Origin of the sequence: Pseudomonas nitroreducens (assembly GCF_024170165.1) — a bacterium.
Lineage (GTDB): Bacteria > Pseudomonadota > Gammaproteobacteria > Pseudomonadales > Pseudomonadaceae > Pseudomonas > Pseudomonas nitroreducens_C.
The window spans coordinates 105,389-129,885 of sequence record NZ_JALJXP010000010.1 but is presented as its reverse complement, the minus strand read 5'-3'; the positions used below and the strand labels follow the sequence as shown (position 1 = coordinate 129,885).

The 24,497-nt window shown below is 66.7% G+C and carries 22 protein-coding genes; 13 read left to right on the top strand and 9 right to left on the bottom strand.

The features are described 5' to 3' along the window. Positions 1–87: 87 nt before the first annotated feature. The 8 genes from J2T47_RS20005 (at position 88) to J2T47_RS19970 (ending at position 7,289) form a co-directional block, all read left to right on the top strand. The gene (locus tag J2T47_RS20005) at positions 88–276 is read left to right on the top strand and encodes a cellular communication/signal transduction (RefSeq protein ID WP_253450674.1); all 189 of its coding nucleotides are present in this window, start codon (positions 88–90) and stop codon (positions 274–276) included. Between the two features lie 107 nt (positions 277–383). After that, positions 384–1,346: a bifunctional GNAT family N-acetyltransferase/nucleoside diphosphate kinase regulator gene (locus tag J2T47_RS20000; RefSeq protein WP_253450671.1), complete on the top strand. Its 963-nt coding sequence runs from the start codon at positions 384–386 to the stop codon at positions 1,344–1,346. Between the two features lie 546 nt (positions 1,347–1,892). Further along, positions 1,893–2,333 (top strand): hypothetical protein, encoded by a 441-nt coding sequence (locus J2T47_RS19995; RefSeq protein ID WP_253450668.1) that lies wholly within the window; start codon positions 1,893–1,895, stop codon positions 2,331–2,333. 80 nt (positions 2,334–2,413) lie between these two features. Beyond that, a complete protein-coding gene (locus J2T47_RS19990) occupies positions 2,414–2,998 on the top strand; it encodes a TetR/AcrR family transcriptional regulator (protein WP_253450666.1) in 585 nt (194 codons plus the stop codon). A gap of 68 nt (positions 2,999–3,066) precedes the next feature. Then, positions 3,067–3,807: an SDR family oxidoreductase gene (locus J2T47_RS19985; RefSeq protein ID WP_253450664.1), complete on the top strand. Its 741-nt coding sequence runs from the start codon at positions 3,067–3,069 to the stop codon at positions 3,805–3,807. A 24-nt stretch (positions 3,808–3,831) separates the two neighbouring features. After that, complete coding sequence (locus J2T47_RS19980; RefSeq protein ID WP_253450661.1) at positions 3,832–5,058, top strand: MFS transporter; 1,227 nt, start codon at positions 3,832–3,834, stop codon at positions 5,056–5,058. 168 nt (positions 5,059–5,226) lie between these two features. Continuing rightward, the gene (locus J2T47_RS19975) at positions 5,227–6,249 is read left to right on the top strand and encodes a GlxA family transcriptional regulator (RefSeq protein WP_253450658.1); all 1,023 of its coding nucleotides are present in this window, start codon (positions 5,227–5,229) and stop codon (positions 6,247–6,249) included. Between the two features lie 116 nt (positions 6,250–6,365). Continuing rightward, the gene (locus J2T47_RS19970) at positions 6,366–7,289 is read left to right on the top strand and encodes a 2-hydroxyacid dehydrogenase (RefSeq protein ID WP_253450655.1); all 924 of its coding nucleotides are present in this window, start codon (positions 6,366–6,368) and stop codon (positions 7,287–7,289) included. A 31-nt stretch (positions 7,290–7,320) separates the two neighbouring features. Here the strand turns inward: J2T47_RS19970 and J2T47_RS19965 are convergent, their stop codons facing one another. The 3 genes from J2T47_RS19965 to J2T47_RS19955 are packed head-to-tail and all read right to left on the bottom strand — an operon-like array spanning position 7,321 to position 10,303. Further along, positions 7,321–8,100, bottom strand: a complete 780-nt coding sequence (locus tag J2T47_RS19965; protein ID WP_253450652.1) for an ABC transporter ATP-binding protein — start codon at positions 8,098–8,100, stop codon at positions 7,321–7,323. Continuing rightward, entirely contained in the window at positions 8,097–9,161 is a 1,065-nt protein-coding gene (locus J2T47_RS19960; RefSeq protein WP_253450649.1) for a FecCD family ABC transporter permease, read from the bottom strand. Before J2T47_RS19960 ends, J2T47_RS19965 begins: the two co-directional genes overlap by 4 nt. Further along, entirely contained in the window at positions 9,158–10,303 is a 1,146-nt protein-coding gene (locus J2T47_RS19955) for an ABC transporter substrate-binding protein (RefSeq protein ID WP_253450646.1), read from the bottom strand. Before J2T47_RS19955 ends, J2T47_RS19960 begins: the two co-directional genes overlap by 4 nt. A gap of 188 nt (positions 10,304–10,491) precedes the next feature. On the opposite strand from J2T47_RS19955, the gene J2T47_RS19950 reads away from it, so the two are divergent. After that, entirely contained in the window at positions 10,492–11,214 is a 723-nt protein-coding gene (locus tag J2T47_RS19950; RefSeq protein ID WP_253450643.1) for a response regulator, read from the top strand. Then, on the top strand, positions 11,214–12,590 hold the full coding sequence (locus tag J2T47_RS19945; RefSeq protein WP_253450640.1) for an ATP-binding protein: 1,377 nt from the start codon (positions 11,214–11,216) through the stop codon (positions 12,588–12,590). The genes J2T47_RS19950 and J2T47_RS19945 overlap by 1 nt, the downstream gene beginning before the upstream one ends. 333 nt (positions 12,591–12,923) lie before the next feature. On the opposite strand, the gene J2T47_RS19940 is transcribed toward J2T47_RS19945, so the two are convergent. Then, the gene (locus J2T47_RS19940) at positions 12,924–15,194 is read right to left on the bottom strand and encodes a TonB-dependent receptor (RefSeq protein ID WP_253450637.1); all 2,271 of its coding nucleotides are present in this window, start codon (positions 15,192–15,194) and stop codon (positions 12,924–12,926) included. A gap of 192 nt (positions 15,195–15,386) precedes the next feature. Beyond that, on the bottom strand, positions 15,387–16,601 hold the full coding sequence (locus J2T47_RS19935; protein WP_253450634.1) for an MFS transporter: 1,215 nt from the start codon (positions 16,599–16,601) through the stop codon (positions 15,387–15,389). A 211-nt stretch (positions 16,602–16,812) separates the two neighbouring features. Between J2T47_RS19935 and J2T47_RS19930 the strand changes: the two genes are divergently transcribed. Then, positions 16,813–17,205, top strand: a complete 393-nt coding sequence (locus J2T47_RS19930; RefSeq protein WP_253450631.1) for a GFA family protein — start codon at positions 16,813–16,815, stop codon at positions 17,203–17,205. A gap of 140 nt (positions 17,206–17,345) precedes the next feature. After that, complete coding sequence (locus tag J2T47_RS19925) at positions 17,346–19,280, top strand: tyrosine-protein phosphatase (RefSeq protein ID WP_253450628.1); 1,935 nt, start codon at positions 17,346–17,348, stop codon at positions 19,278–19,280. Positions 19,281–19,543: 263 nt separating this feature from the next. On the opposite strand, the gene J2T47_RS19920 is transcribed toward J2T47_RS19925, so the two are convergent. Continuing rightward, positions 19,544–20,533 carry an AraC family transcriptional regulator gene (locus J2T47_RS19920; protein WP_253450625.1) on the bottom strand — a complete coding sequence of 330 codons (990 nt, stop codon included), beginning with the start codon at positions 20,531–20,533 and terminating at the stop codon, positions 19,544–19,546. Between the two features lie 235 nt (positions 20,534–20,768). Next, positions 20,769–22,277 carry a winged helix-turn-helix domain-containing tetratricopeptide repeat protein gene (locus tag J2T47_RS19915; protein WP_253450622.1) on the bottom strand — a complete coding sequence of 503 codons (1,509 nt, stop codon included), beginning with the start codon at positions 22,275–22,277 and terminating at the stop codon, positions 20,769–20,771. A gap of 109 nt (positions 22,278–22,386) precedes the next feature. Here J2T47_RS19915 and J2T47_RS19910 point away from each other — a divergent pair, with 109 nt between their 5' ends. Then, positions 22,387–22,602 carry a DUF1127 domain-containing protein gene (locus J2T47_RS19910; protein ID WP_253450619.1) on the top strand — a complete coding sequence of 72 codons (216 nt, stop codon included), beginning with the start codon at positions 22,387–22,389 and terminating at the stop codon, positions 22,600–22,602. Between the two features lie 2 nt (positions 22,603–22,604). On the opposite strand, the gene J2T47_RS19905 is transcribed toward J2T47_RS19910, so the two are convergent. After that, positions 22,605–23,090, bottom strand: a complete 486-nt coding sequence (locus J2T47_RS19905) for a GFA family protein (protein WP_253450617.1) — start codon at positions 23,088–23,090, stop codon at positions 22,605–22,607. A gap of 130 nt (positions 23,091–23,220) precedes the next feature. Further along, a complete protein-coding gene (locus J2T47_RS19900; protein ID WP_253450614.1) occupies positions 23,221–24,270 on the bottom strand; it encodes an ABC transporter substrate-binding protein in 1,050 nt (349 codons plus the stop codon). Positions 24,271–24,497 lie beyond the last annotated feature (227 nt).

Here is a 24,497-nt window from a genome sequence, read left to right as displayed (position 1 = left end):
AGCCCCGGTCAAGGTTCTCGCCTACCCTACCGCCACCTCGTAACCATCTGCCCAGCGGATATCCGTTGGGCAGATGTGATTTTTGTCATGGAGCGCAAGCACCTGCACCGCCTGAAGGCGAAGTACGCGCGTTTGCTTGAGTACCAGCGAATTCACGCTCTGGATATCCCCGACGACTACCCGTTCATGGACCCCGAGTTGATGGACCTGCTCGACGACCTGGTCAGGTCCTGCCTGGCGGGCCAGGAAGTGCAAGAGTGGAATGACCCAGGATAGAACCTGATCTGCCCCAGGTTTGTACGCGCTTCTACAGGAAGCATGTGCTGGCTGGTCGGTATTGCTGCCGATATGTCTTAAGATAGCCGGTTGCCGAAAGAACCGTCATGGCCACAGCCATGAAGGGCTTTCATCCTTTACAGATAAGTGGGGTGAAGATGAACAAGCCTTTCATTTCGCTGTGTCCTGAAATTACTCGGGCACACGCGCTGAAGCTGATGGATTGGTTGGAAGATGAGCGCGTCACCTGCTACCTGAGCGACTCACGACATGTCTCCCGCTCCATCGAGCAAGCCATCGATCGGACTCAGTTGCCGATCCTGACCCATCTCTTTAATCGGGGCGGCCGATTCTTCATGGCCTATGACCGGCATGACACTCCGGTGGGCTTTGTCCGCCTCATCAAGACCGGCTCCAATTGCGAGATAGTCCTGGCCATCGGAGACAGCGATAGATGGGGGCGAAACCTTGGTGCCCGCACGATCCGCGAAGGCATGAAGTTGGCCTTCCTCGATATGCGCGCCGAGAAGCTCATCGCCAAGATCCACCCGGACAACGCGCGCTCGCTGAAAGCCTTTCTGCGCAGCGGCTTTCTGCTTGAGAGCGAAACGCCGGGATTGAAGTCATTTGCCATGACGGCGGGGCGCTATCTCCAGTTCTTGCGCGAAGGTGCCATTGTCGACTCCACGCAGATCTACATCACTGAAATCGACAAGGCCAGGCTCGAGAGTCTGATCGCCTTCGAGCAAGGCCCGGCCGTTGTTGAACTCGAACATGAGCTTGAGCGAGCCATTGTCGTCAAACCTCAGCAGGTGGCGCGCAATGTCGTCACCATGAACTCTCGGACCTTGCTGCAGCTGGACGACGAAGAGATCGAGGTGGCCTTGGTCTACCCTGAAGACGCGGACAGCAGCGCCGGGAAGCATTCAGTGTGTTCCGACATCGGCGCCGCCATCCTGGGCTATCAGGAAGGGGATGCCATCGACTGGAGAATTTCTGATCGGACTCGCCGAATCGGGATCAGGAAAGTGCTTTACCAGCCGGAGGCCGCGGGCGATTTCCATCTGTAATTGCGCCTCTGGCCCGGTGTTTGTCCATCCTCCAGATGACACGGTCGCGCGCTCCGTTGGACATTGCATCGGCCGAGACAGCAATACGGAGATGCGCCGCATGTTGGCGGCCAACGCTAATGGCGTCCGCCAACATCCGTTACTGGCCGATAGCGGACATGCGCCGAACTCAGGTAATCATCCACCTCTGATGCCTCAGTCCGTCTGCGCGGAGCATCCCCGGTAACACGCAGGGCGCACGAGCTGGCGTACGAAACGGGCGTGGCCCGTGAGGCACGCCTCGGCAAACCACCTCTCAGGCCTCTGCTTCTGCATCTTCCCGTTGGGCAAAACCCAGTGGGCCTCGCTTCTTCTGTATTCCACTGTATCTGCCGGCCTCTGCGACATGCGCGGAGATGGTGACGGCTGTTTCCGACACGCTGCAGATACCCCAGGCGCTCTTAATGGGTTCCAACAGCTCATCGGCACGGCAGGCACCTCAGGGTTCTCCAGTGCGCTGTGTCCCGCGTCGATGAGCTGTCCCCCTGACCCCTGAGGATCGATGCCATGAAAAACCTGAAGACCTTCGTGACCGCCGTTGCCTTCTCGCTGGCCGGTGTTGCAGTGCACGCGAATGCCGCCAGCGAAGCCAGCTGCACCCACGGCGCCGCGTGCTTCCAGTTGACGCCCCTGGCTGAAAAGGGCGTGGCACCGCAGCTGGCTGAAGACGGTTTCAGCCGTACCCCGCTGGGCATGCGGGTGAACTCGGAAGCGCCGGCACAGCAGACCCTGGCCTCCGACGGATTCAGCCGTACGCCGCTGGGCATGCGCGTGAATGCGCAAGAGCCGGCAAAGCAGACCCTGGCCTCCGACGGATTCAGCCGTACGCCGCTGGGCATGCGCGTGAATGCGCAAGAGCCGGCACAACAGACCCTTGCCGCCGATGGCTTCGGCCGGACGCCGTTGGGCAAGCGTGTGGCTGCGTCGCAGGATTCGGCTGTGGCCTGATGGTGGGCGAAGGAGGGCGCTACGATCAGTGGCGCTCTGAGGTTATTGACAGGTCAGTCCAATAAGGTGAGTCTTTCGCCATGGGCAGACCACGTGAATTCGACCGCGAGCTGGCACTGGAACACGCGACAAGGGTGTTCTGGGCGAAGGGCTTTGCCGCCACCTCGACCGAGGATCTCCTGCAGGCGATGGGTATCGGCCGGCAGAGTTTCTATAACGCCTTTGGCGACAAGCGCACGCTGTATCTCGAAGCGCTGGAGGTCTATCAGAACGGCACGCTGCGCAAGCACCTGGGCCGCCTGCACAGCCCGGCATCGCCGGCTGAAGGCATCGCGGACCTGCTGATCGGGCTGATCGAATCCGACGATGAGCTGCGTGCCCTGGGCTGCATGGGCGTTGGTGCGCTCTGCGAGTTCGGCGGTACCGACGCCGACGTCCGGGCGCTCGCGGAGCGCGGTTCCGCCCGGCTTCATGCTGGCTTGCAATCGCGCATCCGCGAAGGGCAGGAACAGGGCGAACTGGCCGAGCGGATCGACCCGTCCGAGGCGGCGTCATTCATCCAGATGACCATGATGGGTATCCAGCTCGGCGCCCGCGGTGGCGCGGATGCCGGGTCTCTCCAGGCGATGGCGCGGTTCGCCGTCGAGCGTCTGAAAAGCCAATGAACAGTCGACGCGATTCGCGCGTTTTTTTTCGTCAAATTCTGGACTGATCAGTCAATAAAGGTGAGGCGATGAAGATCAACGAAGCAGGGCGCAACAAGGTTGCCATGGTTTTTGGCGGCTCCCGGGGCATCGGCGCGGCGGCGGCGAAGCAGTTGGCCGCTGACGGATTCGCCGTGGCGCTGACCTATGTGTCGCGGCCGGACAGCGCCCAGGCGTTGGTGGAGGAGATCGAAGCCAGCGGCGGCCGTGCGCTGGCCATCCAGGCCGACAGCAAGGATGCCTGCGCCATACGGGACGCGGTGTCGGCGGCAGTCGCGCAATTGGGTGAACTCGACGTGGCGGTGGTCAACGCCGGCGTGCTGCGGCTTGCGCGTATCGACGCGCTCAGCGTCGAGGACCTCGACCTGATGCTCGACGTGAACATCCGCGGTGTCATCCTCTCGGTCCAGGCTGCGGTGGCCCGCATGCGAGACGGTGGGCGGGTCATCACCATCGGCAGCAACACGGCATCCGGCCGTACGTCGGTGGAGGGCGCCGTGTACTCCATGACCAAGGCCGCTGTGGCACGGCTGGTGCAGGGGCTTGCGCTGGACCTGGCGGGGCGCCGGATCACCGTCAACAATATCCAGCCGGGCCCGACCGCGACCGACATGACGCAAACCCATCTGCAGGCGCTGGCGCAGCAGGTCCCGCTGGGGCGAGTGGCCCAGCCTGTGGAAATCGCCGGGTTGGTCTCGTACCTCGCCAGCCCGGCAGCGGCCCACATGACCGGAGCAAGCCTGACACTGGATGGCGGCTATGCCCTGTAATTCGCAAACCCCCAGGAAGACGCCGTGTCCAAGGCCCTGACCGAGAGTGACACCTGCGCGCGCTCGCGATGGAGCGCGGTCGTGCTGTGCATGCTGTTCAACGTCATCGATGGGCTGGACGTCATGGCGATGGCCTTTACCGGCAGCCGCGTGTCTGCGGAGTGGGAGCTGGGTGCGGGCCAGCTTGGCGTGTTGCTCAGCGCCAGCTTGCTGGGTATGGCCGGTGGTTCGCTGCTCGGCTCCCGGGCTGACCTGCACGGCCGCCGGCCACTGCTGCTGGCGGCGCTGTCGTTGAGCGGCCTGAGCATGTTGCTGTCGTTCGGCAGCCAGGACTACTACCAGCTGCTGCTTCTTCGGGTACTTACCGGTCTGGGCATCGGCGCGGTGCTGGTGGGCGCCAATGTGCTGGCCTACGAGTCGGCCAGCCCACGCCGGAGGAACCTGGCCATTGCCTTGCAATCGGTCGCCTTCGCCCTGGGCGCGGGCCTGGGCGGGCTGCTGGCGCACCAGTTCAATGAATGGATCGGCTGGCGCTATGTGTTCCTGGCCGGTGGCGCAGTCACGCTGGCTGGCGCGCTGGCGGGAGTACTCTGGCTGCGCGAGTCGCCGCAGTTCATCAGGCTCGCAGCCAGCACGCCGCGAGTGCCGCGCCGCGAGGTCTACGGGCAGTTGTTCGCTGCCCACCAGTGGCGGTTGACCGCATCGCTGGCGTTGGCGTTGTTGCTGGCGATGGCGGGCTTCTATTTCGTGATGAGCTGGACGCCGACGCTGATGGTCCGCAACGGATTTACCGAGCAGCAGGGGGCCGTCGACGGGCTGCTGCTGTCCTGCGGCGGCATGCTCGGCGCGCTGCTGGTGGGACTGTCGGCGAACCGCAGCGGGGGACGGGCTCTTTTGCTCGGGCTGCTGCTGCTCAACGCGCTGGTGATGGCGCTCATGGCCTGGCTGGTCGCCGAATCGGCGCTGCCGGTTGCCGTTGGCGTGTTAGCGGGGATGGCCCTCAACGGGACTATCGCAGCGCTGTTCGTCCTCGCGCCGCAATCCTTCCCCGCCGCGATCCGCGCCAGTGGCGTGGGGCTGGTGCTGGCGACCGGGCGGCTGGGAGCGATCCTCTCGCCCGCCATCGCCGGGAGCCTGCTGGTTGCCCAGTGGAGCACGGGGGCGGTGTTCCTGCTCTTTGCTTGCAGCCAGGTTCTGGCAGCGCTGCTGGTCTGGCTGGGCTATCGGCGGACTGTGCAGGCATCCACCTGACATGCCGAGCTGGCGGCGCGCCGGCCCCCGCGCAGTGCTATGGCCCAGCGCGGGGCGTTTGTATAATCCTTTCCACAAGCGGCAGAACCGGCTTTGTGCCGGGTGGGCGACAAGGTGAACACCTGAGCTGAAGGACCTGCCAACAAGAATTCACAATGGTGTGCAGCGGTGGAAAGACGACAGTTCAGCGAGTCCATGCAGGGGCAGAACCTGCGTTTCGTCGGCGAGCGCAAGGCCGAGCCGCAACGCCAGCGCAAGGTCGGCTTCGTACTGTTGGAGAACTTCTCCCTGCCGGCCTTCACCCAGGCGCTGGACACCCTGGTCACCGCCAACCTGATCCAGGAGGGCGCCTTCGCCACGCGTACCTTCAGCCTCGACGGCGAGTCGGTGACCAGCGACCTGGGCCTGGTGATCTGCCCTGCGGCGGCGCTGCAGAGCAAGTATCTGGACATGGACCTGCTGGTGGTCTGCGGCGGCCTGCGCACGCCGCTGAAAGACATGCCCGGCCTGAGCCGTCTGCTGCAACAGGCCGACGAGCGCGGCATCGCCCTGGCCGGCCTGTGGAACGGCGCCTGGTTCCTCGGCAAGGCCGGCCTGCTGGATGGCCACAAGTGCGCGGTGCACCCCGAGAACCGCGCCTCGCTGGCGGAGGTCGCGCGTAATAGCGTGGTCACTGCCGAGAGCTACATCCTCGACCGCAATCGCCTGACCGCCGGCAGCCCCACCGGCGCCTTCAACCTGGTACTGGAGTGGGTTCACCAGCTGCACGGCCGCGAGCTGGTGGAAGGCATCGTCGACATCCTTGCCTTCGAGGAATCGCGCTACCGGCGCACCCGCCCGGCACTGCACGAGAAGATGACCCAGCCGCTGCGCGACGTGCTCAACCTCATGAGTGCGAACATCGAGGAACCGCTGAGCACCGACCAGCTGTCCGAGTGCGTGGGGCGCTCCAAACGTCAGCTGGAGCGGCTGTTCCAGGAGCAGCTGGGCACCTCGCCGGTACGCTACTACCTGGAGCTGCGCATCACCGAAAGCCGCCGCCTGCTGCAGCATTCCGACCTGTCGCTGGTGGAAGTGGCGCTGGCTTGCGGCTTCGTTTCGCCCAGCCATTTCAGCAAGTGCTACACGTCCTTCTTCGGCCATTCGCCGTCGAAGGAAGTGCGCTTCGGCTGCGTGCGCTCGGCCAAGTAGCGCAGGTCGTCGGCGAGTCGGTCTGCGTGCCCGCAGTGCCTTGCCGATGGTGTTCCTCGCGCGGATCGGCTGGTTAACTGGGCGGACGTGCGAAGAACAAGAGCGAGGAACAGGACGTGATCTTTCTTTACAACGCCGAACCCGAACACGCGGACAAGTGGCGAGCGCTGCTGGCCGCCCAGGTGCCCGACCTGGAATTCGTCGAAGGCTTCGAGGCGGTCGACCCGGCCCATGTCACCTACCTGCTGACCTGGAAGGCGGTCGAGGATATCCAGCGCTACACCAGCCTGCGCGTGCTGTTCGCGGCGGGCGCCGGGGTGGATCAGTTCGACCTGTCGAAGATCCCCGAGTCAGTGGCGCTGGTGCGTATGGTCGATGACTCCCTGGCGGACATCATGGCCGAGTTCGTGGTGATGTCCGCGCTGGCCCTGCACCGCGAGATGCCGGCCTACCGCGTGCAGCAGGCCGGTCAGGTGTGGGAGCCGCTGAGCATCCTGCCGGCGGCGACCAGCCGCGTCGGCGTGATGGGCCTCGGCCAGCTCGGCCAGGCCTGCCTTGCGCAACTGCGCCACCTGAAGTTCCAGCTGCTGGGCTGGAACCGTTCCGCGCGGCAGATCGACGGGGTACAGACCTACACCGGCCCCGAGGAACTGGCGAGCTTCCTGTCCCAGTGCGACATCCTGGTCAACCTGCTGCCGCTGACCGACAGCACCCGCGGCATCCTCAACCGCGAGACCCTGGCGCAGCTGCCCAGGGGCGCCGGGCTGATCAACGTCGGCCGCGGCGAGCATGTGGTGGAGGCTGATCTGGTTGCCGCGCTGGACGCGGGGCAGGTCGGCGCGGCGATTCTCGACGTGTTCCGTGAGGAACCGCTGCCGCAAGACCATCCGCTGTGGTCGCACCCGCACGTCTGGGTCACTCCGCACATCGCCAGCACCATGCAGGTGGAAGGCGGCGCGGCGGCGGTGGCGAAGAACATCCTGCGCGACCTGGATGGCGCCGAACTGCTGCACAGGGTGAATCGCCAGACCGGCTATTGAGCGTCAGCCGGCGCCCCTGTGCGCCGGTTTCTCAGCAGGCGACTGCATCGATGATGATCTGCAGCGTCTGCTGCGAGCAGCGCTCGACTCGCGCCTGCACGCCATACACCTCGCCGAACAGTTGCGGCGTAAGGATGCTCTCGGCATCGCCCGCGCCTACGAGGCGGCCCTGGTGCAGCACCGCCAGCTGATCGGCATAGCGCGCGGCGAGACCGATGTCGTGGAGCACGGCAATGGCGATCAGGCCGTGACGACGGACTTCCTCCTGCACGCACTGCATGACCCGCAGCTGGTAGTTCAGGTCCAGCGCGCTGGTGGGTTCGTCCAGCAGCAGCACCTGCGGGCGCTGCGCCAGCAGCTGGGCCAGGCTGACCATCTGCCGCTGGCCGCCGGAGAGGCGGTCCAGGCGCTGGTCGCGCAGGTGCAGGATGCCGACCCGGCGCAGCGCTTCGAGGGCGGCGGCCAGCGGATCGGCGCGGCGCAGCTCGGTGTCGAACGGATTGACCCGCAGGCTGGCGAGCAGCGCGTCGAGCACGCTCAGGGCAATGCCGCCGGGCAGGTTCTGCGGCATGTAGGCGATGCGTCGGCTGCGTTCGCCGACCGACAACGAAGCGAGCGACTGGCCGTCCAGGCTCAGGTCGCCGCGCACCCGCTCAAGGCCCGCGAGGCCGCGCAGCAGGGTGGACTTGCCGGCGCCATTGGGGCCGATCAGGGCGGTGAGGGTACCGCGTTTCAGCTCCGGCAGCGTCACCTCGTGGACTACGGTATGGCGGCGGTAGGCGACCGTCAGGTTCTGTGCGAGCAGGCTCATGCGCTGCGCCCTCCGCGGCAGATCAGGCTGACGAATATCGGCACGCCCACCAGTGCGGTGACGATGCCCACCGGCACGATCAGCCCGGGCATCAGCAGCTTGCTGGCCACCGACGACAGAGACAGCAGCAGCGCACCGACCAGCGCACTGGCCGGCAGGTAGAAGCGCTGGTCCTCGCCGATCAGCATGCGCGCGATGTGCGGGCCGACCAGGCCGATGAAGCCGATGGTGCCGACGAAGGCCACCGCGCACGCCGACAGCAGGCAGATGCGCAGCAGGGCGAAGCGGCGCAGGCGGCGCACGTCCACGCCGAGGCTGCGGGCGCGGTCCTCGCCCATGCGCAGCACGGTGAGCTTCGATGCGGCGGCCTGGGAGAAGGGCAGGCACAGCGCGAGCACCAGAGCCAGCGCGCCGACCTTGTGCCAGTCGGCGCGGGCGAGGCTGCCGAGGGTCCAGAACACCAGCTGTTGCAGCACGTCTTCGCTGGCCATCATCTGCAGCAGCGCGACCGCCGCGTTGCAGCTGAACACCAGGGCGATGCCGAACAGCACCAGGCTTTCCACGCCGCCGCCGCGCAGGCGCGAGAGTAGTTGCAGCAGCACCAGCGAAAGACAGGCGAAGACGAAGGCTGCCAGTGACACCGCAGCGTTGGCCGAGAGCCAGGCATTGCCCAGGTGGAAGAAGATCGCCAGCGAGGCGCCCAGCGCCGCGGAGGATGACACGCCGAGGGTGAAGGGGCTGGCCAGCGGGTTGTCGAGGATGGTCTGCATCTCCGCGCCGGCCAGCGCCAGCGCGCCGCCCACCAGCAGCGCCATCACCGCGTAGGGCAGGCGTACGTTCCAGATGATCACCCGCTGGCTCGGTTCCAGCGCCCCCGGATGCAGCAGGCCATGGAACAGTGTTGCAGGCGTCAGCCCGGACGGCCCGCTGAGCAGGTCCCAGGTCATGGAGCCGAGTAGCAGGGCGAGCAGCGCAACCAGCACCGCCCCACGGCGGCGCAGTTGCAGCCGGCGCTCACGGCGCGCCAGCTGCAGGTCGATGTGGTCGGCGGTGACGTTCATTCAGGCTGGCCGGCGTCGATCCAGTAGGTGCCGTCCAGGCCGATGCGCAGGAAGTCCTGGTTGATCTGCGCCTGGGTCTTTGCCGGGTCGAGATCGGTGAAACGTTCCGGGTGGACCCAGCGCGCCATGGCCTCGATGGCGAGGATGTTGAACGGCGAGTTGTAGAAGTCGTGCCAGAGGCCGTGGGCCTTGCCGTTGCGAATGGCATCCAGGGTGGCGAACTCGGGGCGTTGCAGGACCTTCTGCAGGCTCTCGCGGGCCTGCTGCTGACTGACGCCGGCACCGAGGATCAGCCCCGGATGGCGGTTGCCGGTGGCGATGTAGATATCCGGCCTGGCCGACAGCGCGTACTCCACGCTGATATCGCCCAGCGCACCGGGTACCACGCCAGCGGCAATGTTGCGCCCGCCGACCGTGTCGATCACGCTGCCCAGGCCGCTCTTGCCGGTGGTGTGCCCCGGCGCCTGCCAGACGCCGGCCAGCAGTTCGAGGAACACGCTGGGCTTGTGCGCCTCATCCAGCCCGGCGACACCGTCGCGGATGCGCTGCAGGTGGGCGTCGTAGAACTTCAGGTACTGGTCCGCCTCGGCCTGGCGACCGAGTGCCGCGCCCAGCGCGGTCAGGCTGGTGCGCACGCCTTCGATGGGATGCACGCGGAAGTCGACGAACAGCACCGGCACGCCGGCGGCGGCGAGGATGTCGGCAATCGGGCTGTGCTGGGTCGGGCCTTCGCCGGCGATGCTGAACACCGCGAGATCCGGCTTCAGGGCGAGGATCTGCTCGGCGCTGACGCTCTGTTCCGAGGCCTGGCCGATCAGCGGGATCTGCATCACCTGGGGGAAGCGCTGGGCGTAGACGTCGAAGGTGTGCGGGTCGAGCAGGCGCACGTCGTTCTGCCAGCCGACCACGCGCTGGAAGGGGTTGTCGCGGTCGAGCAGGGCCAGGGCGAAGAACAGCCGGCCTTCACCCAGCACCACGCGCTGGGCGTTGCCGTTGACCTCGACCTTGCGCCCGAGCACGTCGGTGACGGTGAGTGCCTGGGCGGGCAGGGCGAGCCCGAACCAGCCGAGGCAGAGCAGGGCGAGGGTGGCAAGGGAGCGGGTCAGACGGGGGCGGGAAGGGCGGAACGACAGGAAGGGCATGCGGAACGACCTGGGCATGAAGTAGAATTAATCGCATTTGCAAACCACTCTACCGCTGCCGTTGCCGGTGAGCCGGGCGGCTTTGTATTGGAGGGGCGCGAAATCCCGCGCCACAACATTCCATTACATTTGCGCCGTGCAGCCCGCCCCGGCAGCCGGAACGATAGCGACCCGCCGCGAGTTTCCCGATGTCCAGGCCAGACCACATCCTCGTCGTCGACGACGACCCCGAAATCCGCCAGCTGCTGGCCGATTACCTCAAGGGCATGGGCTACCAGGTGTCCGCCGCCGCCGATGGCCGCGAGATGCAGCGCCAGCTGGAAGTGCAGCCGGTGGACCTGGTGGTGCTCGACCTGATGCTGCCCGGCGAGGACGGCCTGACCCTGTGCCGCGACCTGCGCGCGCGCAGCGACGTGCCGGTGATCATGCTCACCGCGCGCGGCACGCTGATCGACCGCATCATCGGCCTGGAGATGGGCGCCGACGACTACCTGCCCAAGCCCTTCGACCCGCGCGAGCTGCTGGCGCGGATCAAGGTGGTGCTGCGCCGGGTGCAGAGCTTCCCGCAGCGCGCCCAGGTGGACGAGGCGGCGACCCTGCGCTTCGCCGGCTGGGAGCTGGATACCCGCGCCCGCCACCTGCGCTCGCCGGCCGGGCTGAGCATCGCCCTGGCCGGCTCGGATTTCCGCCTGCTGCGTTTGCTGCTGCAGCATCCCAATCGCCCGCTGGGCCGTGACTTCCTGCTGCGCCAGGTGTTCGACAAGGAACGCCTACCCTTCGACCGCGCCATCGACGTCTGCATCAGCCGCCTGCGCCAGCATCTGGAGGACGACCCGAAGTCGCCGAGGCTGATCCGCACCGTGCGCAACCAGGGCTACATGCTCACCGCCGAAGACGTGGTCAGCGCCTGATGCGCCTGTGGCCGCGCACGCTGTTCGGGCGGCTGGTGGTGATCCTGGTCGGCGGCATGATCGCCGCCCAGGTGCTCACCGGCAGCATCTGGTACGACGTGCGCCACACCCAGGCGCTGGAGATTCCCCTGCGCCTGGCGGCCGCGCGGTTGACCGACCTGCAGCATCTGCATCAGCGCCAGCCGCAGGACTTTGCCGAGGCGCTGAGTGCGCTCGACCGGCCCGGCTTCGAGGCGCGCCTGGTGGCGTCGGCGGATGCGCCGGACGGCTCCTTCGACCCGGCAGCCGAGCGCCTGTTGCGTCGCGCCGTTCACGACCAGGGTGGCGACTCCCAGGGCTTGCGCCTGTTGCGCGTAGAACTGCGCGATGGCGCTGGCGATCGCAGCGGGCTGACTGGACTGTTCTCCGGTAACGGTGTGGAAGCGCATCTGCTGCTGGAGGCGCCGATGGGAGATGGCGGGTGGCTGCGTATCGCCATGGTCGAAGGGCAGGGCTGGAGCAGCCAGTCGACCCTCGACGTGGCGCTGGATTACCTGCTGCGCCTGTACCTGTTGCGCATCCTCGTGGTGGTGCTGCTGGCCTTGCTGGCGGTGCGCCTGGCCATCGGCCCGCTGGACAAGCTGGCGCGCGCCGCCGAAGGCCTGGGCCAGGATATCCAGCGCCCGCCGCTGGCCGAGGAAGGCCCGCTGGAAGTGCGCCGCGCCGCCCGCGCCTTCAATGCCATGCAGCAGCGGCTGATCCACAACCTCGGCGAGCGCATGCGCTTTCTTGCTGCGGTGTCCCACGACCTGCGCTCGCCCATCACCCGCCTGCGCCTGCGCACCGAAATGCTCGCCGACGAAACCGCGCGGCAGAAGCTGCGCAAGGACCTCGACGACATGGAAGGCATGGTCACCGCGACCCTGGATTTCATCAGCGGTAGCGACCTCGACGAGGCGCGGCAGAACCTCGATGTGAACGCGCTGTTGCAGAGCCTGCAGGCGGATTTCGAGGAGCAGGGCGAGCGGGTTTCGCTGTCCGGCCGCGCGTTGCAGCCCTTGGCCGGTTACCCGCTGAGTCTGCAGCGGGCGCTGCTCAACCTGCTGGAGAACGCCATCCGTTATGCCGGTGGCGCCGATATCGAGGTCGAGGACAGCGAACAGGCCCTGCGTATCCGCGTGCTGGATCGCGGACCGGGCATTCCAGCGGAGCAACTGGAGCGGGTGACCGAGCCTTTCTACCGGCTGGAGCCCTCGCGCAATCGTTCCACCGGCGGCTATGGGCTTGGGCTGAGCATCGCCCAGACCATTGCCGCGGCGCACCACGGACGGCTGGAGTTGCGCAACCGCGAGGGCGGCGGGCTGGAAGCGACGCTGCTGTTCGACCGTGGGGCCTGAAGCAGAACACCCTGTAGGAGCGAGCTTGCTCGCGAACCCGCAAGGCACGGTGCCAGGCTGTTCGCGAGCAAGCTCGCTCCTACAAGAGCTCGTCGACCCTCGTGCAGATAGCCGACGGATTTCGATTCTCCTACAAAAGAAGATCGGTGCGGGGATTGGGTCGCGAACCCGCCCGCCGGGTTTCCGGGGAGGGAGTCCTGTTGGTGGACAGGTTCGCGGTTGAAGGGGACCAGATTGCTCTCGCAGGAGCAGACTCCGTCCGCGACAGGTCTGCATCGCGCCGGACAACATCGCGGACGAAGTCCGCTCCTACGCAAGCCCAGGCGGTCCGGCCTAGAACGAATAATCCGCACTCAGCACCGCGCCCCGGCTCGCACCCGGCACGCCGTAGCCGCGGCCGTTGTACTGGCTCCAGTAGTGCTTGTCGAACAGGTTGTTGACGTTCAGGCGCAGCTGCACGTCCTGGGTCGCCTGCCAGCTGAGCATGGCGTCGTGGACCACGTAGCCGGGCACGGTGGTCTGGCCGGCGCGGGTCATGGTCGAGCCCAGGCCGGGGTAGATCTTCACGTCGTCCACGTACTGCACGCCGTAGCTCAGGGCCAGGTCGTCCGGCAGTTGCCAGGTGCTCCACAGGCTCAGGGCGTTCTGCGGGGTGTTGGCCAGTTGCACGCCCTTGTCCGAGCCGTTGTAGGGCTTCACCAGCTTGCTGTTCTGGTGCACGTAGGCGGCGTACAGCGACCAGTTGCGGGTGATGTTGCCGCTGGCGGACAGCTCGATGCCGCGCACCCGCTCTTCGCCGCCGGTGTAGGCGGAAAGCTCCTCGTCATCGATGTAGGTCAGTTGGCGCTTGGTCTCGAACACGTCGCCGTTGAGTGCCAGCTGGCCGTCGAGAAACTCCCACTTGCTGCCCACTTCGTAGGTCTTGCCGCGGTCGCCCCTGGTCGAGGCGATGCTGCCGGTCTGCGCCACGGCGAGTACGCCTGAAGGCTGCCTGGCGTTGGCGTAGCTGACGTAGAGGCTGCCGTTCTCCTCCGGCTTGTAGGTCAGCGCGGTGTGCACGCTGGTGAGCTTCTCGTTCTGCGAGGAGCTGCCCTTGTCGACCCAGGCGGCGCTCTGGATGGCGCGGGTTTCGCTGTCCAGCACGCGGGTGTCGAAGTGGTCCTGTCGGGCAGCCAGGTGCAGCTGCCAGTGCTCGTCGAACTTCAGCGTGTCGAGCAGGTAGAAGGCCTTGTCGAGCTGCTCCACCGACTGCTTGGCGGAGGTATAGGTGTCCAGCGCATAGGGGTACTTCGACCAGTCGTTGCTGGCCACCGGCAGGTTGCCCATGGTGGTGCGGCTGGCGGCGGTCAGCGCACCGGTCTTCGAGTCCAGGGTCTGCTTGCTCAGGTCGAAACCGCCGACCAGGGTGTGGCCGATGCCGAAGGTGTCGACGCGCCAGGTCAGGTTGGTCTGGTTGCTGTAGGTCTCGTTGGTCTGCTCGCGCAGCGGCGTGTTGATGTTGCGCCGGTAGATGCCCTTGCCGGCCTGGATGCCGGGCGCGCCGGCGTTCGCATCGCCACCGGGGGTGGTGACGAAGAAGTCGTGGTCCAGGTGGAACCAGGTGAAGCGGCTGTCCAGGCTCAGGGCGTCGTTGAAGTCGTGGGCGAACTTCAGGTTCACCCGGTGCGATTCGTTGTTCTCGTAGTCGAGGTTGCGCCAGCCCCAGTAGCTGCTCCAGCTGGCGCCGCCAGCACGGTGCGGCGAGCTGCCATTGCTGCCGTTGACGGTGGGGATGCCGTAGTCGGGCGTGGCGTTGTCGTGCAGGTATTCGTAGGCCAGGGTGACGCGGGTGTCGGTGCCCAGGCCCAGCGCCAGGGACGGGGCGAAGCCGTAGCGCTCGTCGCCGACCCAGTCGCGGCCGTCGGTGCCGGTGTTGGCGCCCATCACGTTGACGCGGAACGCCGCGCCTTCGCCGAGGCCATCGATGCGGTGATTGACGTCCAGCGTGCCGCGCTTGAAGTTGGCCGTGCCGACGCCGCCACTGAGCAGATTGAAGTCGTCCAGCTGCGGGGTCTTGGTCACCAGGTTGACCGCGCCGCCCACGGCGCCGACACCCCAGGCCGCTGTGCTGGAGCCCTTGAAGACCTCCACGCCCTCGGTGTTGAAGAAGTCGTCACGGGAGTACTTGGCCGGGTCGCGCACGCCGTCGCGGTAGATGTTGCCGTCGGCGTTGAAGCCGCGGATGGTCAGGCTGTCGCCGACGCCACCGCCGCCCTCGCCGGAGTTGAAGGTGATGCCCGGCACGTTGCGCAGGGCGTCCTTCAGGCTCTGGGCGTTCTGCTCCTTGAGCAGCGTCTCGGAGAGCACGGTGACGCTCTGCGGGGTGTCGCGCAGCGGTTCGCTGTACTTCGTCGAGCTGGCGTGGTCGACCTTGTACGGCGATTCCTGGGTGGCCTGCACGGTGCTGTCGGGCAGGGCCAGGGTGTCCTGGTCATCGGCGCTGGGCGCGGCGTCGGCCCAGGCCGACAGCGGAATTGCCATGAAGGTGGCGAGGCCGACGATGGGGGCGAGGGTGAAAGGTGCTTCGGAACGGGTAACGGGAGTGAGATTCAGGCGGGACGACATGGACGGAAAGCTCTCCGGCAAATGCGAGTTATTTGCATTGCGGAAAGGCTAACAGTGAGGGCCCGTTGCCCAGGCGGCGCAAATGTATCGCCGGCGAGGCGCGAGGCGCTTTACAACAATCCATTACATTTGCCCGCGCACGAACGGCCGGGCGAAGGGTCTGCCGCCGGCTCGGGGCCGGCGGCAGGAGGCTCAAGCTTTCTTCTTCGTCGACGGCAGCAGGATGGTCAGGCAGCCCAGCAGCGGCAGGTAGGAGCACAGCTTGTAGACGTACTCGATGCCGTGGATGTCGGCCAGGTGGCCGAGCAGGGCCGCGCCGATGCCGCCGAAGCCGAACATCAGGCCGAAGAACACCCCGGCGATCATGCCGACGTTACCCGGCACCAGTTCCTGGGCGTAGACCACGATGGCGGAGAAGGCCGAGGCGAGGATGAAGCCGATCACCAGGCTGAGGATGCTGGTCCAGAACAGGTCGACGTAGGGCAGCGCCAGGGTGAAGGGCGTGACGCCGAGGATGGAGAACCAGATCACCGCCTTGCGGCCGATGCGGTCGCCCACCGGGCCGCCGAAGAAGGTGCCGGCCGCCACCGCGCCGAGGAAGCCGAACAGGTACAGCTGCGAACTGGCCACCGAGAGGTCGAACTTCTCGATCAGGTAGAAGGTGTAGTAGCTGGTGAAGCTGGCCATGTAGAAGTACTTGGAGAACACCAGCAGCGCCAGCACCACCAGGGAGGCAGTCACCCGGCCCTTGGACAGCCCGTGGGTGGCCACGCCGCCGGCCTTGAGCTTGAACAGGTTGAGGTGATGGCTGTACCAGCGGCTCAGGCCCCAGAGCACGCCGACGAGGAACACCGCGAACAGGCCGAAGTACGCCACGTTACCCTGGCCATACGGAATGATGATGGCCGCTGCCAGTAACGGGCCGAACGCACTGCCGGCGTTGCCGCCGACCTGGAAGGTGGACTGCGCCAGGCCGTAGCGCCCGCCGGAGGCCAGCCGCGCGATGCGCGAGGTTTCCGGGTGGAAGGTCGACGAGCCGATGCCCACCAGCGCCGAAGCGAGGAGGATGGCGTGGAAGCTGCCGACGAAGGCCAGCATGAGGATGCCGATCAGCGTGCAGACGCTGCCCAGCGGTGCCAGCCAGGGCTTGGGATGGCGGTCGGTGTGGTAGCCGACCCAGGGCTGCAGCAGCGAGGCGGTGAGCTGGAAGGTCAGGGTGATCAGGCCGACCTGGGTGAAGCTCAGGCCGTAGTTGGCCTTGAGCACCGGGTAGATCGACGGCAGCACGGCCTGGATCAGGTCGTTGGTCATATGGGCGAGGGCGCAGGCGCCGATCACGCGCATGACCAGCGGGCTGGCCTGGCTGGCCAGGGTCGGCGCGGCCAGGGGGGAAGCGGTGGTAGACATGGGACTCCGGGGCAGCAAGGTGTGGCGCGCGGGCAGGGCGCGCCGGGTTCTACGTATTGGGAGGCCTATGCTAGGCGTGCGAACCCTGGCTGTCTCACGCGATCCGGACGACGAATATCGCGAAACGGCCAAATCGGCCGTGGGTCGGACTGGCGGAGCGGGCGCCGTCAGTGCCGGTCAACTGATCTTCCAGCACCCGAGGAGGTACAACATGGACAAGACCACCGGCAGCTGCCTGTGCGGCAGCGTGCGCATCGAGGCCACGGGCCAGCCCTATCGGGTCGGCATCTGCCATTGCCTGGACTGCCGCAAGCACCACGGCGCTTTGTTCCATGCGTCGGCGATCTTCCCCGAGAGCGCCGTGCGTATCGAGGGCGACACGCAGGAGTATCAGGGCCGATGCTTCTGCCCGCGTTGCGGCTCCTCGGTGTTCGGCCGCAGCGGTGACGAAGTGGAAGTGAGCCTCGGGGTGCTGGACGAACCGGACCGCTTCCGGCCGACCTATGAACTCTGGACCTGCCGCCGCGAGGCATGGCTTCCGGCGTTTCCCCTGCGCCATAGCTACGAGCGCGACCGCGAGCCGGGCGGGCGGCGCGAAGACTAGAAAAAGCGTCGATCACGGACAGAAAACGCACGCCACGGACAGATCGCGCCGGCATTTCCCTTTGCTGCAGGATTGTCATATTCGCGCTCGAAAACCCTGCCGATAGTAGCCCCGCCAACAAAGCTCAAAGAGGCTACATCGTGTTTCATCGTGCCCTGTTTTCCGCATCCCTCGGCCTGTCCCTGCTCAGCCTGTCCATCGCCTGCGCCAACGCGGCCGAGACCTACACCCTGGACACTCCGCACCTGGCCGGCATCGACAACTTCCGCGACATCGCCGGCACCACCACCGCCTACACCACGTCCAACGACGGTGTGATGCGCTCCGGGGTGTTCTACCGCTCCAACGCGCTGACGCCCAAGGGCAATGACCTGGCGGTGCTCAACAGCCTGGGCATCAGCGACGTGTTCGACCTGCGTACCCCGAGCGAAATCGCCGGCACGCCGGACACCCTGCCGGCCGGGGCGAACTACCAGAATATCGACATCATCGGCAGCACCACCTCCGGCGCCAATGTCACCAACATCTCCTTCACCAGCGCCGCCCAGGCCATCGAGATGATGGAGGAGACCAACCGCGCCTTCGTCAACGACGCCGGCATGCGTGGCCAGTTCACCACGCTGTTCAACGAGCTGGCCGCCGCCGACGGCGCCGCGCTGTTCCACTGCACCGCCGGCAAGGACCGCACCGGCTGGACCGCCGCCGTGCTGCTGAGCATCGCCGGCGTGGACAGCGCCACCATCATGGAAAACTACCTGGCCACCAACGACTACACCGCCGCGCGGGTCAAGGCGACCCTGGCGATGCTGCCGGCGAGCATGGCGGCCATCTACGAGCCGCTGCTGGGTGTGCAGGCCAGCTACCTGCAGGCCGGCCTGGACGAAGTGACCGCCGAATACGGCACCATGGACAACTACCTGAAGGAAGGCCTCGGCCTGTCCCAGGAAACCATCTACGTGCTGCGCGGCAAGATGGTCTACTACAGCACCCTGCCAGGTGTCGCAGGCCTCTCCGGCAACTCGGCTGCCGGCGCGCAGCTGCTGACCCAGCTGCAGAACAGCAGCCTGTCCGGTGACTACACCGCCTACAACTACTACCTGCAGTCGGCCATCGACGCTGGCACCCTCGGCGGCGTCGAGTCCACCGTCGGCGGCCAGGTGCATGCCGATGCGGCCAGCTACCTGCTGCGCCAGGATGCGCTGATCGACCGCGCCGCCGCGCCCTATGCCAGCGGTGTCGACCTGAAGAGCGGGCAGACCCGCCTGTGGACCACCGCGCTGGCCGGCTACCAGGGCAACTCCTCGACGTCGAACGCCGAGAGCAGCAACGAACACACCCAGGGCATGATGATCGGCGTGACCCAGCGCTTCTCCGAGCAGCTCAGCGGCAACGCCGGCTTCGGCTACAGCAAGGGCAGCGTTGGCGGCGCCGGTGGTGACGTCGACACCGACCTGACCTTCCTCCGTGGCGGCGCGCGTTTCGCCCTCGACAGCCTGGAGCAGGGCCTGTTCGTCGACGCCGACCTCAGCTACGGCTGGCTCGACTACGACAGCAAGCGCGACATCGGCGGCGGCCTGGGCAAGGCCAAGGGCGACACCAACGGCAGCCTGAGTGGCGGCAGCATCGCCCTGGGCTATCGCACCGCCGTCTCCACCGTCACCCTGGAGCCGAGCGTCGGCCTGCGCTACAGCCACCTGGACCTGGACGGCTTCCAGGAGAAGGGCAGCGAACTGGCACTGGACGTCGACGACATCAGCGAAAACCGTCGCAGCGCCTACGCCAACCTCAAGGCTTCGTTCGCCCCGGTGGCGCTGGGCAGCGGCTGGCAGATGGTGCCGGGCCTGGAAGTGGGCTACGACCACGCGCTGGGCGACTACAAGGTCGATAGCGAAGGCCACCTGCTGGGCCTGGACGTGTCCCAGCGCGCCGCCTTCGACAACCGCGACCAGTTCAGCGGCGCGTTCAGCCTGACCGCCAGCCAGGGCGACTTCAGCGTCGGCGCCGAAGCGGGCGTACTGGGCGGCAGCGGCAGCCATGGTGCCAGCGGCACGCTGAAGGCCAGCTATCAGTTCTGATAAGCCTCGCGCTGTAAGAACGGCCCGTCGCGGAATACGCGGTGGGCCGTTTGCTTTTGGGCACCGGAGCACGGAAGCCATAGGGAGCGATGGTATCCGGCGTGAAGTGGGGCCAATCGCGGACGGAGACCGCTCCTCTCGGTTTTGAATTGCTGTTTCGGTGGGATGTTCGCGAGCAAGCTCGCTCCTACGAAGAGCCTCCGCGCGGTGTTTCCAGCTGGCTGTAGGAGCGAGCTTGCTCGCGAACCAGTTCGATGGCTGCCCTACGCCGAAACCGGCAACCCCTTGCGCAGGTCCGCCGGACTCATGCCGTAGGCGCTCTGGAAGTACTGGCAGAAGCGCCCGACGTTGCTGAAGCCCAGGGCCAGGGAGATCTCGCTGACCGACTGCGCACTGTCCTGCTGCAGGGCGTGATAGGCGCGCTGCAGGCGCACTTCGCGCTGGTAGGCGACGATGGAGCTGCCGACGAAGCGGCGGAAGCCTTCCTGCAGGGCGCGCAAACTGACATTGGTCAGCTCGGCCAGGTCGCTGCCGCTGACCATCGCATCGGGGTGCTCCTGGATGTAGTCCATGGCCAGCTTCACATGGCGCGGAGCGATCTGCGGAGCGGGCCGCCTGAGCGCCTCGCTGTAGTTGTGCGGCCAGATCTCCAGCACCGAATCCACCAGCATTTCCTGCAGGCGCGCCGGCATCAGCGCGCTGGAGTTGATCAGCAGGTCGAACTCGTTGCCGGTGGCCATCGCGACGATGGCCTTGATGCCCTGGTAGGCGTCGTTGCTCAGGTCGACCCGCGGCTGGAAGCGCACCTTGTGGGTGATCGGCCGGCCGAGCAGGGTCGCCAGGCGGCGGGCGAACAGCGAGCGACGCACCGACAGGCCGTGGTGCGCATGCCCGTCGATGAAGCCCACCGAACGCACGGAAGCCTTCTCCATGGCCAGGCCCACGCTGGGCAGTCCGACGCTGTCGCTGCACTGGTTGAAGACCACGCGCCCGGCGCTGGGGAAGATGAAGGTGATCTCGTCGTCCAGGTCCGGCATCTCGGCCAGCAGATCGCCGTGAAAGCTCAGGCGGCGGAAGCTCACGCCCTCGTAGCGGCCGTAGACCCCGCCGATGACGATGGGCTTTTCGGGACGCGGCATGCCCGAGTAGAGGTTGCCGAACATCCGCGTGTAGAGCTCGCCGAAGTCGTCGGCGCTCATGTGTTCGGAGCGGATCAGGAACTGCTTGCGCGAGGTGCTCGTGTCTACCGTCATGGTCCGTCTTCTGGCAGCGCCGGGAGGAAAGATGGGCGAGCACGTTAGTCGGCGAGGGTTACAACTGCGTGTCGGTGGCCGAGTGAAGCGCAAATGGCGGGTCAGGCCGGACACCGGTACTTCCCTGTAGGAGCGGGCCATGCCCGCGATCGCGCGCACGGCGCGCTCCTGCAGGCGTGCCGCTATGGCGGATAACCCGTTCCGGGTTATGCGCCCTACGAGGTGACGCAACCTGTCAATCCGGCAGTCCCGCCTTGCGGAAGCCTTCGACGAAGTGCTCGCGCACGGCCGCGTCGCGCAGGGGCTCGGTGGCCACCCAGTGGCGGATGGTGAAGCCGGGATTGGTGACCAGGAAGAACTCGGTTTCCGCCCGCGCTTCGTCCAGCCGGCCCAGCTGGGCGAGGCTGGCGGCGAGGAAGCGCCGCGAGCTGCTGCGGTAGGTTTCGCCGCGGCGCAGGGTCTGGATCGCGCCTGGGTAATCGCGCGCTGCGTACTGCGCCTGGCCCAGCGTCAGGTAGTACCAGCCGGCGGGGAAGGGATTGAGGCGAAAGGCCCGGCGGATGTGCTCCAGGCCTTCGTCGATGCGCCCGGCCAGCACCCTGACGTCGGACAGTGCCGTCCAGGCGTCGGCATCGTTGGGGTCGAGTTCCAGCGCTCGCTGGAACTGCGCGTCGGCTTCGGCATATTCGCGCTCGTAGGTCAGCAGGTAGGCCAGGCTCCAGCGGCAGCCGGCATCGTTGGAGTCGATGGCCACCGCCTCGCGCGCTTGCGCCAGGGCGGTTTCGCGCTCCTGCGGGGTCGGGCCGCCGCTGTGTATCCAGCCCATCCAGTGGTTCATCGCCAGCCAGCGCCGCGCCTCGGCGTACTGCGGGTCGAGGGCGATGGCGCGGCTCAGCATCAGGTGCGCTTCCCGCGCGGCCAGCGGTGAATCGTCCATCAGCTGGCGGGCACGCACGCAAAGCTCGTAGGCCTCCAGACTCTGCGGCCGGTTGCGTGGCAGCGGTGCGCGCAGGTGGCCGAGCAGGGCCTGGACGATCTGCCCGGTGAGCTGGTCCTGCAGGTCGAAGAGGTCTTCCACCCGGCTCTCGAAGCGCTCCGCCCAGAGGTGTTCGCCGCTGCTGGCGTCCACCAGCTGGGCGTTGATTCGCACGCGCTCATCGGCACGCCGGGCGCTGCCTTCGAGCAGGTAACGCACGCCCAGCTCGCGGGCGATTTCGCGTACGTCCATGGCTTTGCCCTTGTAGGCGAAGGCCGAGGTGCGTGCGATGACGAACAGCCCGCCGACGCGGGACAGCTCGGTGGTGAGGTCTTCGGTGAGGCCGTCGGCGAAGAGCGCCTGCTGCGGGTCGTCGCCCAGGTTGACGAAGGGAAGCACGGCTATCGATGGCTCTTCCGGCAGGGCCGGCAGCGTGCGCGACGCGTCATCCAGACGTTGCACGGCGCCGCTGAAGCGGTAGCCGACGCGGGGCACGGTGGTGATCCACGCACTGCCATTCGGCGCCTCGCCAAGCACCTTGCGCAGGTGGGCGATCTGTACCGTGAGATTGCCTTCCTCGACCACCAGGCCGGGCCAGGTGGCGTCCATCAGCTCGGCCTTGGTGCGGATTTCGCCGGGCCTTTCGAGCAGGGTCTGCAGCAGGTTCAGCGCGCGATAGCCAATGGCGACGGCGCGTTCGTCGCGCTTGAGCACACCGCTGGGGCCATCGAGCACGAAGGGGCCGAAAGCCAGACGCGATTGCTGCATGACGTCCCCCCTTTGGAAGTTTTTGCAAGTGTTTGGCGCCGCTTCAGGACGGCGCTTTGGGCGACCGCCATGCTCGGCCCCATGAGGCACGAGTCGAATGGAGGTTGCCATGCACGATACTCCCCGCCTGCTGCTGCCGGAAGCTTCACTCCGCTCGTTGAGCCTGCCGGCCCTGCTGCAGCTGCTGGCCCTGTGGCAGGCGCGGACGCGGGTGCGCCAGCAGCTTGCGAGCATGGCCAGGGCCAATCCGCACCTGATCGAGGACATCGGCCTGACCCGTCGCCAGGTGGCACGGGAGATCGCCAAGCCGTTCTGGCGTGCCTGAGGCTACCTTTCCACGCCCAGGCGCTGGTGCCACTGGGCGATGGACTCCTGCGGGTAATCGTCGAACTGCAGGTCGCGCGGCCCGGCCTCTACCTCGACCCACTCGGCCTTGGAGCGCAGCAGCAGGTGCGTGTGCTCCGGCGGCACTGGCAGCGGCGTGTCGATGGCCGAGGCGAAGGGGTGGATCAGCTCCGGCCAGCGCGAATCGTAGAGCCACAGCCCGCTGCCGCACTGCCTGCAGAAGTGTCGCTCGGCGCTGCTGGTGTGGGTGCGCTGGCCTTCCTCGCGGATCTTCGCGTGGTAGATGCTGATGTGCTTGCGCCCGCGCACCTTGAGGCTGGCGGCGTCGCCGCCGAGGTTGATCGCGTAGCCTCCACCGCCCTGGGTCTTGCGGCAGATCGAGCAGTAGCAGCGCTGGTAAGGGTAGGGGTGGGCGCTGTGCAGGCTGAAGTGCACGGCGCCGCAGTGGCAGGAACCTTCGAGCAGCATGGTTTCTCTCCCGGACGCTGGTCTGGGAGTTGACCGTAGCGCAGGTGGAGGATTCAGCCACGCTGATGAGCGCCGCGGAAATGAAGAAGGCCCGCCAGTGGCGGGCCTCGGGTTCAGGCGTGCACGGGCCTCAGCGCGCGGCCCAGGCGTTGAAGCGCTGTTGCAGCTGTTCGCCGTGGTCGGCCCAGAAGCTGGCGTCCATCGCCAGCTGCTTGTCCAGGTTCTCCGGTGCGCTGGGCAGGTCGCGGGCCTGGGCCGGGGCGATCTCGGCAGCGGCGGCGAGGTTCACCGGACCGTAGGCGATGTGGTCGGAGTAGGCCTTCTGCTGCTGGGTCTGCAGGGCGAACTCGATGAACTTGCGGCCTTCGGCGGCGTTTTTCGCGCCCTTGGGAATGGCATAGGTCTCGATGTCGTAGATGCCGCCGTCCCACACCACCTTCAGGTTGCTCTCGTTCTGCACCGCGGCGATGCGGCCGTTGTAGACGGCGCTCATCACCACGTCACCGGACATCAGGTACTGCGGCGGCTGCGCGCCGGCTTCCCACCACTGGATGTACGGCTTGATCTCGTCGAGCTTGCGGAAGGCGCGGTCCTGGCCTTCCTGGGTGGCGAGCAGGCTGTAGATGTCCTTGTACGGCACGCCGTCGGCCATCAGCGCGTATTCCAGGGTGTACATCGGGCTCTTGCGCAGGCCGCGCTTGCCCGGGTACTTCTTCACGTCCCAGAAGTCGGCCCAGCCGGTGGGCGCGACCTTCAGCTTGTCGGCGTTGTAGGCGAGCACCGTGGACCAGACGAAGATGCCGGCGCCGCAGGGCTGGATGGCGCCCTTGACCACCTTGGGGGTCATTGCGGCGATGGCCGGGTCGCTGCCCAGTTCCTCCAGCAGGCCTTCGTCGCAGGCGCGGGCCAGTTCCGGCATTTCCAGTTCCACCACGTCCCAGGTGACGCTGCCGGTGTCGACCTGGATCTTGACCTTGGCCATCTCGCCGTTGAACTCGTCGGCGATGATCTTGCTGCCGGTCTGGGCGCTGTAGGGTTCGTAATAGGCTTTCTGTTGCGCGGCCTTGTTGGCGCCGCCCTGGGAGGCAACGGTGATGTCGGCCAGGGCGAGGCCGGAGAGGCCGGTGAGCGGGAGGCAGGCGAGGGAAAGGACGAGGGCGCTGCTCAGAGACTTTGGCATTGTTATTGGCTCCGATGGGGCTTGTGAGGCTGCGTGAGGCAGTGGGCCGGGCGTTCGTGGCGATCCGGCCTGCGTTCCAGTCTCCGCCCGGCGCACCTGGCGTAACATCAGACGGATTTACAAAACGCCCCCGGCTGGTTCATACCTTTGTACGGATTCCAGCCCGTGTGGCCGGTGGGATGCTCTGTCGGCCCCAGCCTGACCTGAGGGATTGCCCGCTTTTTCCG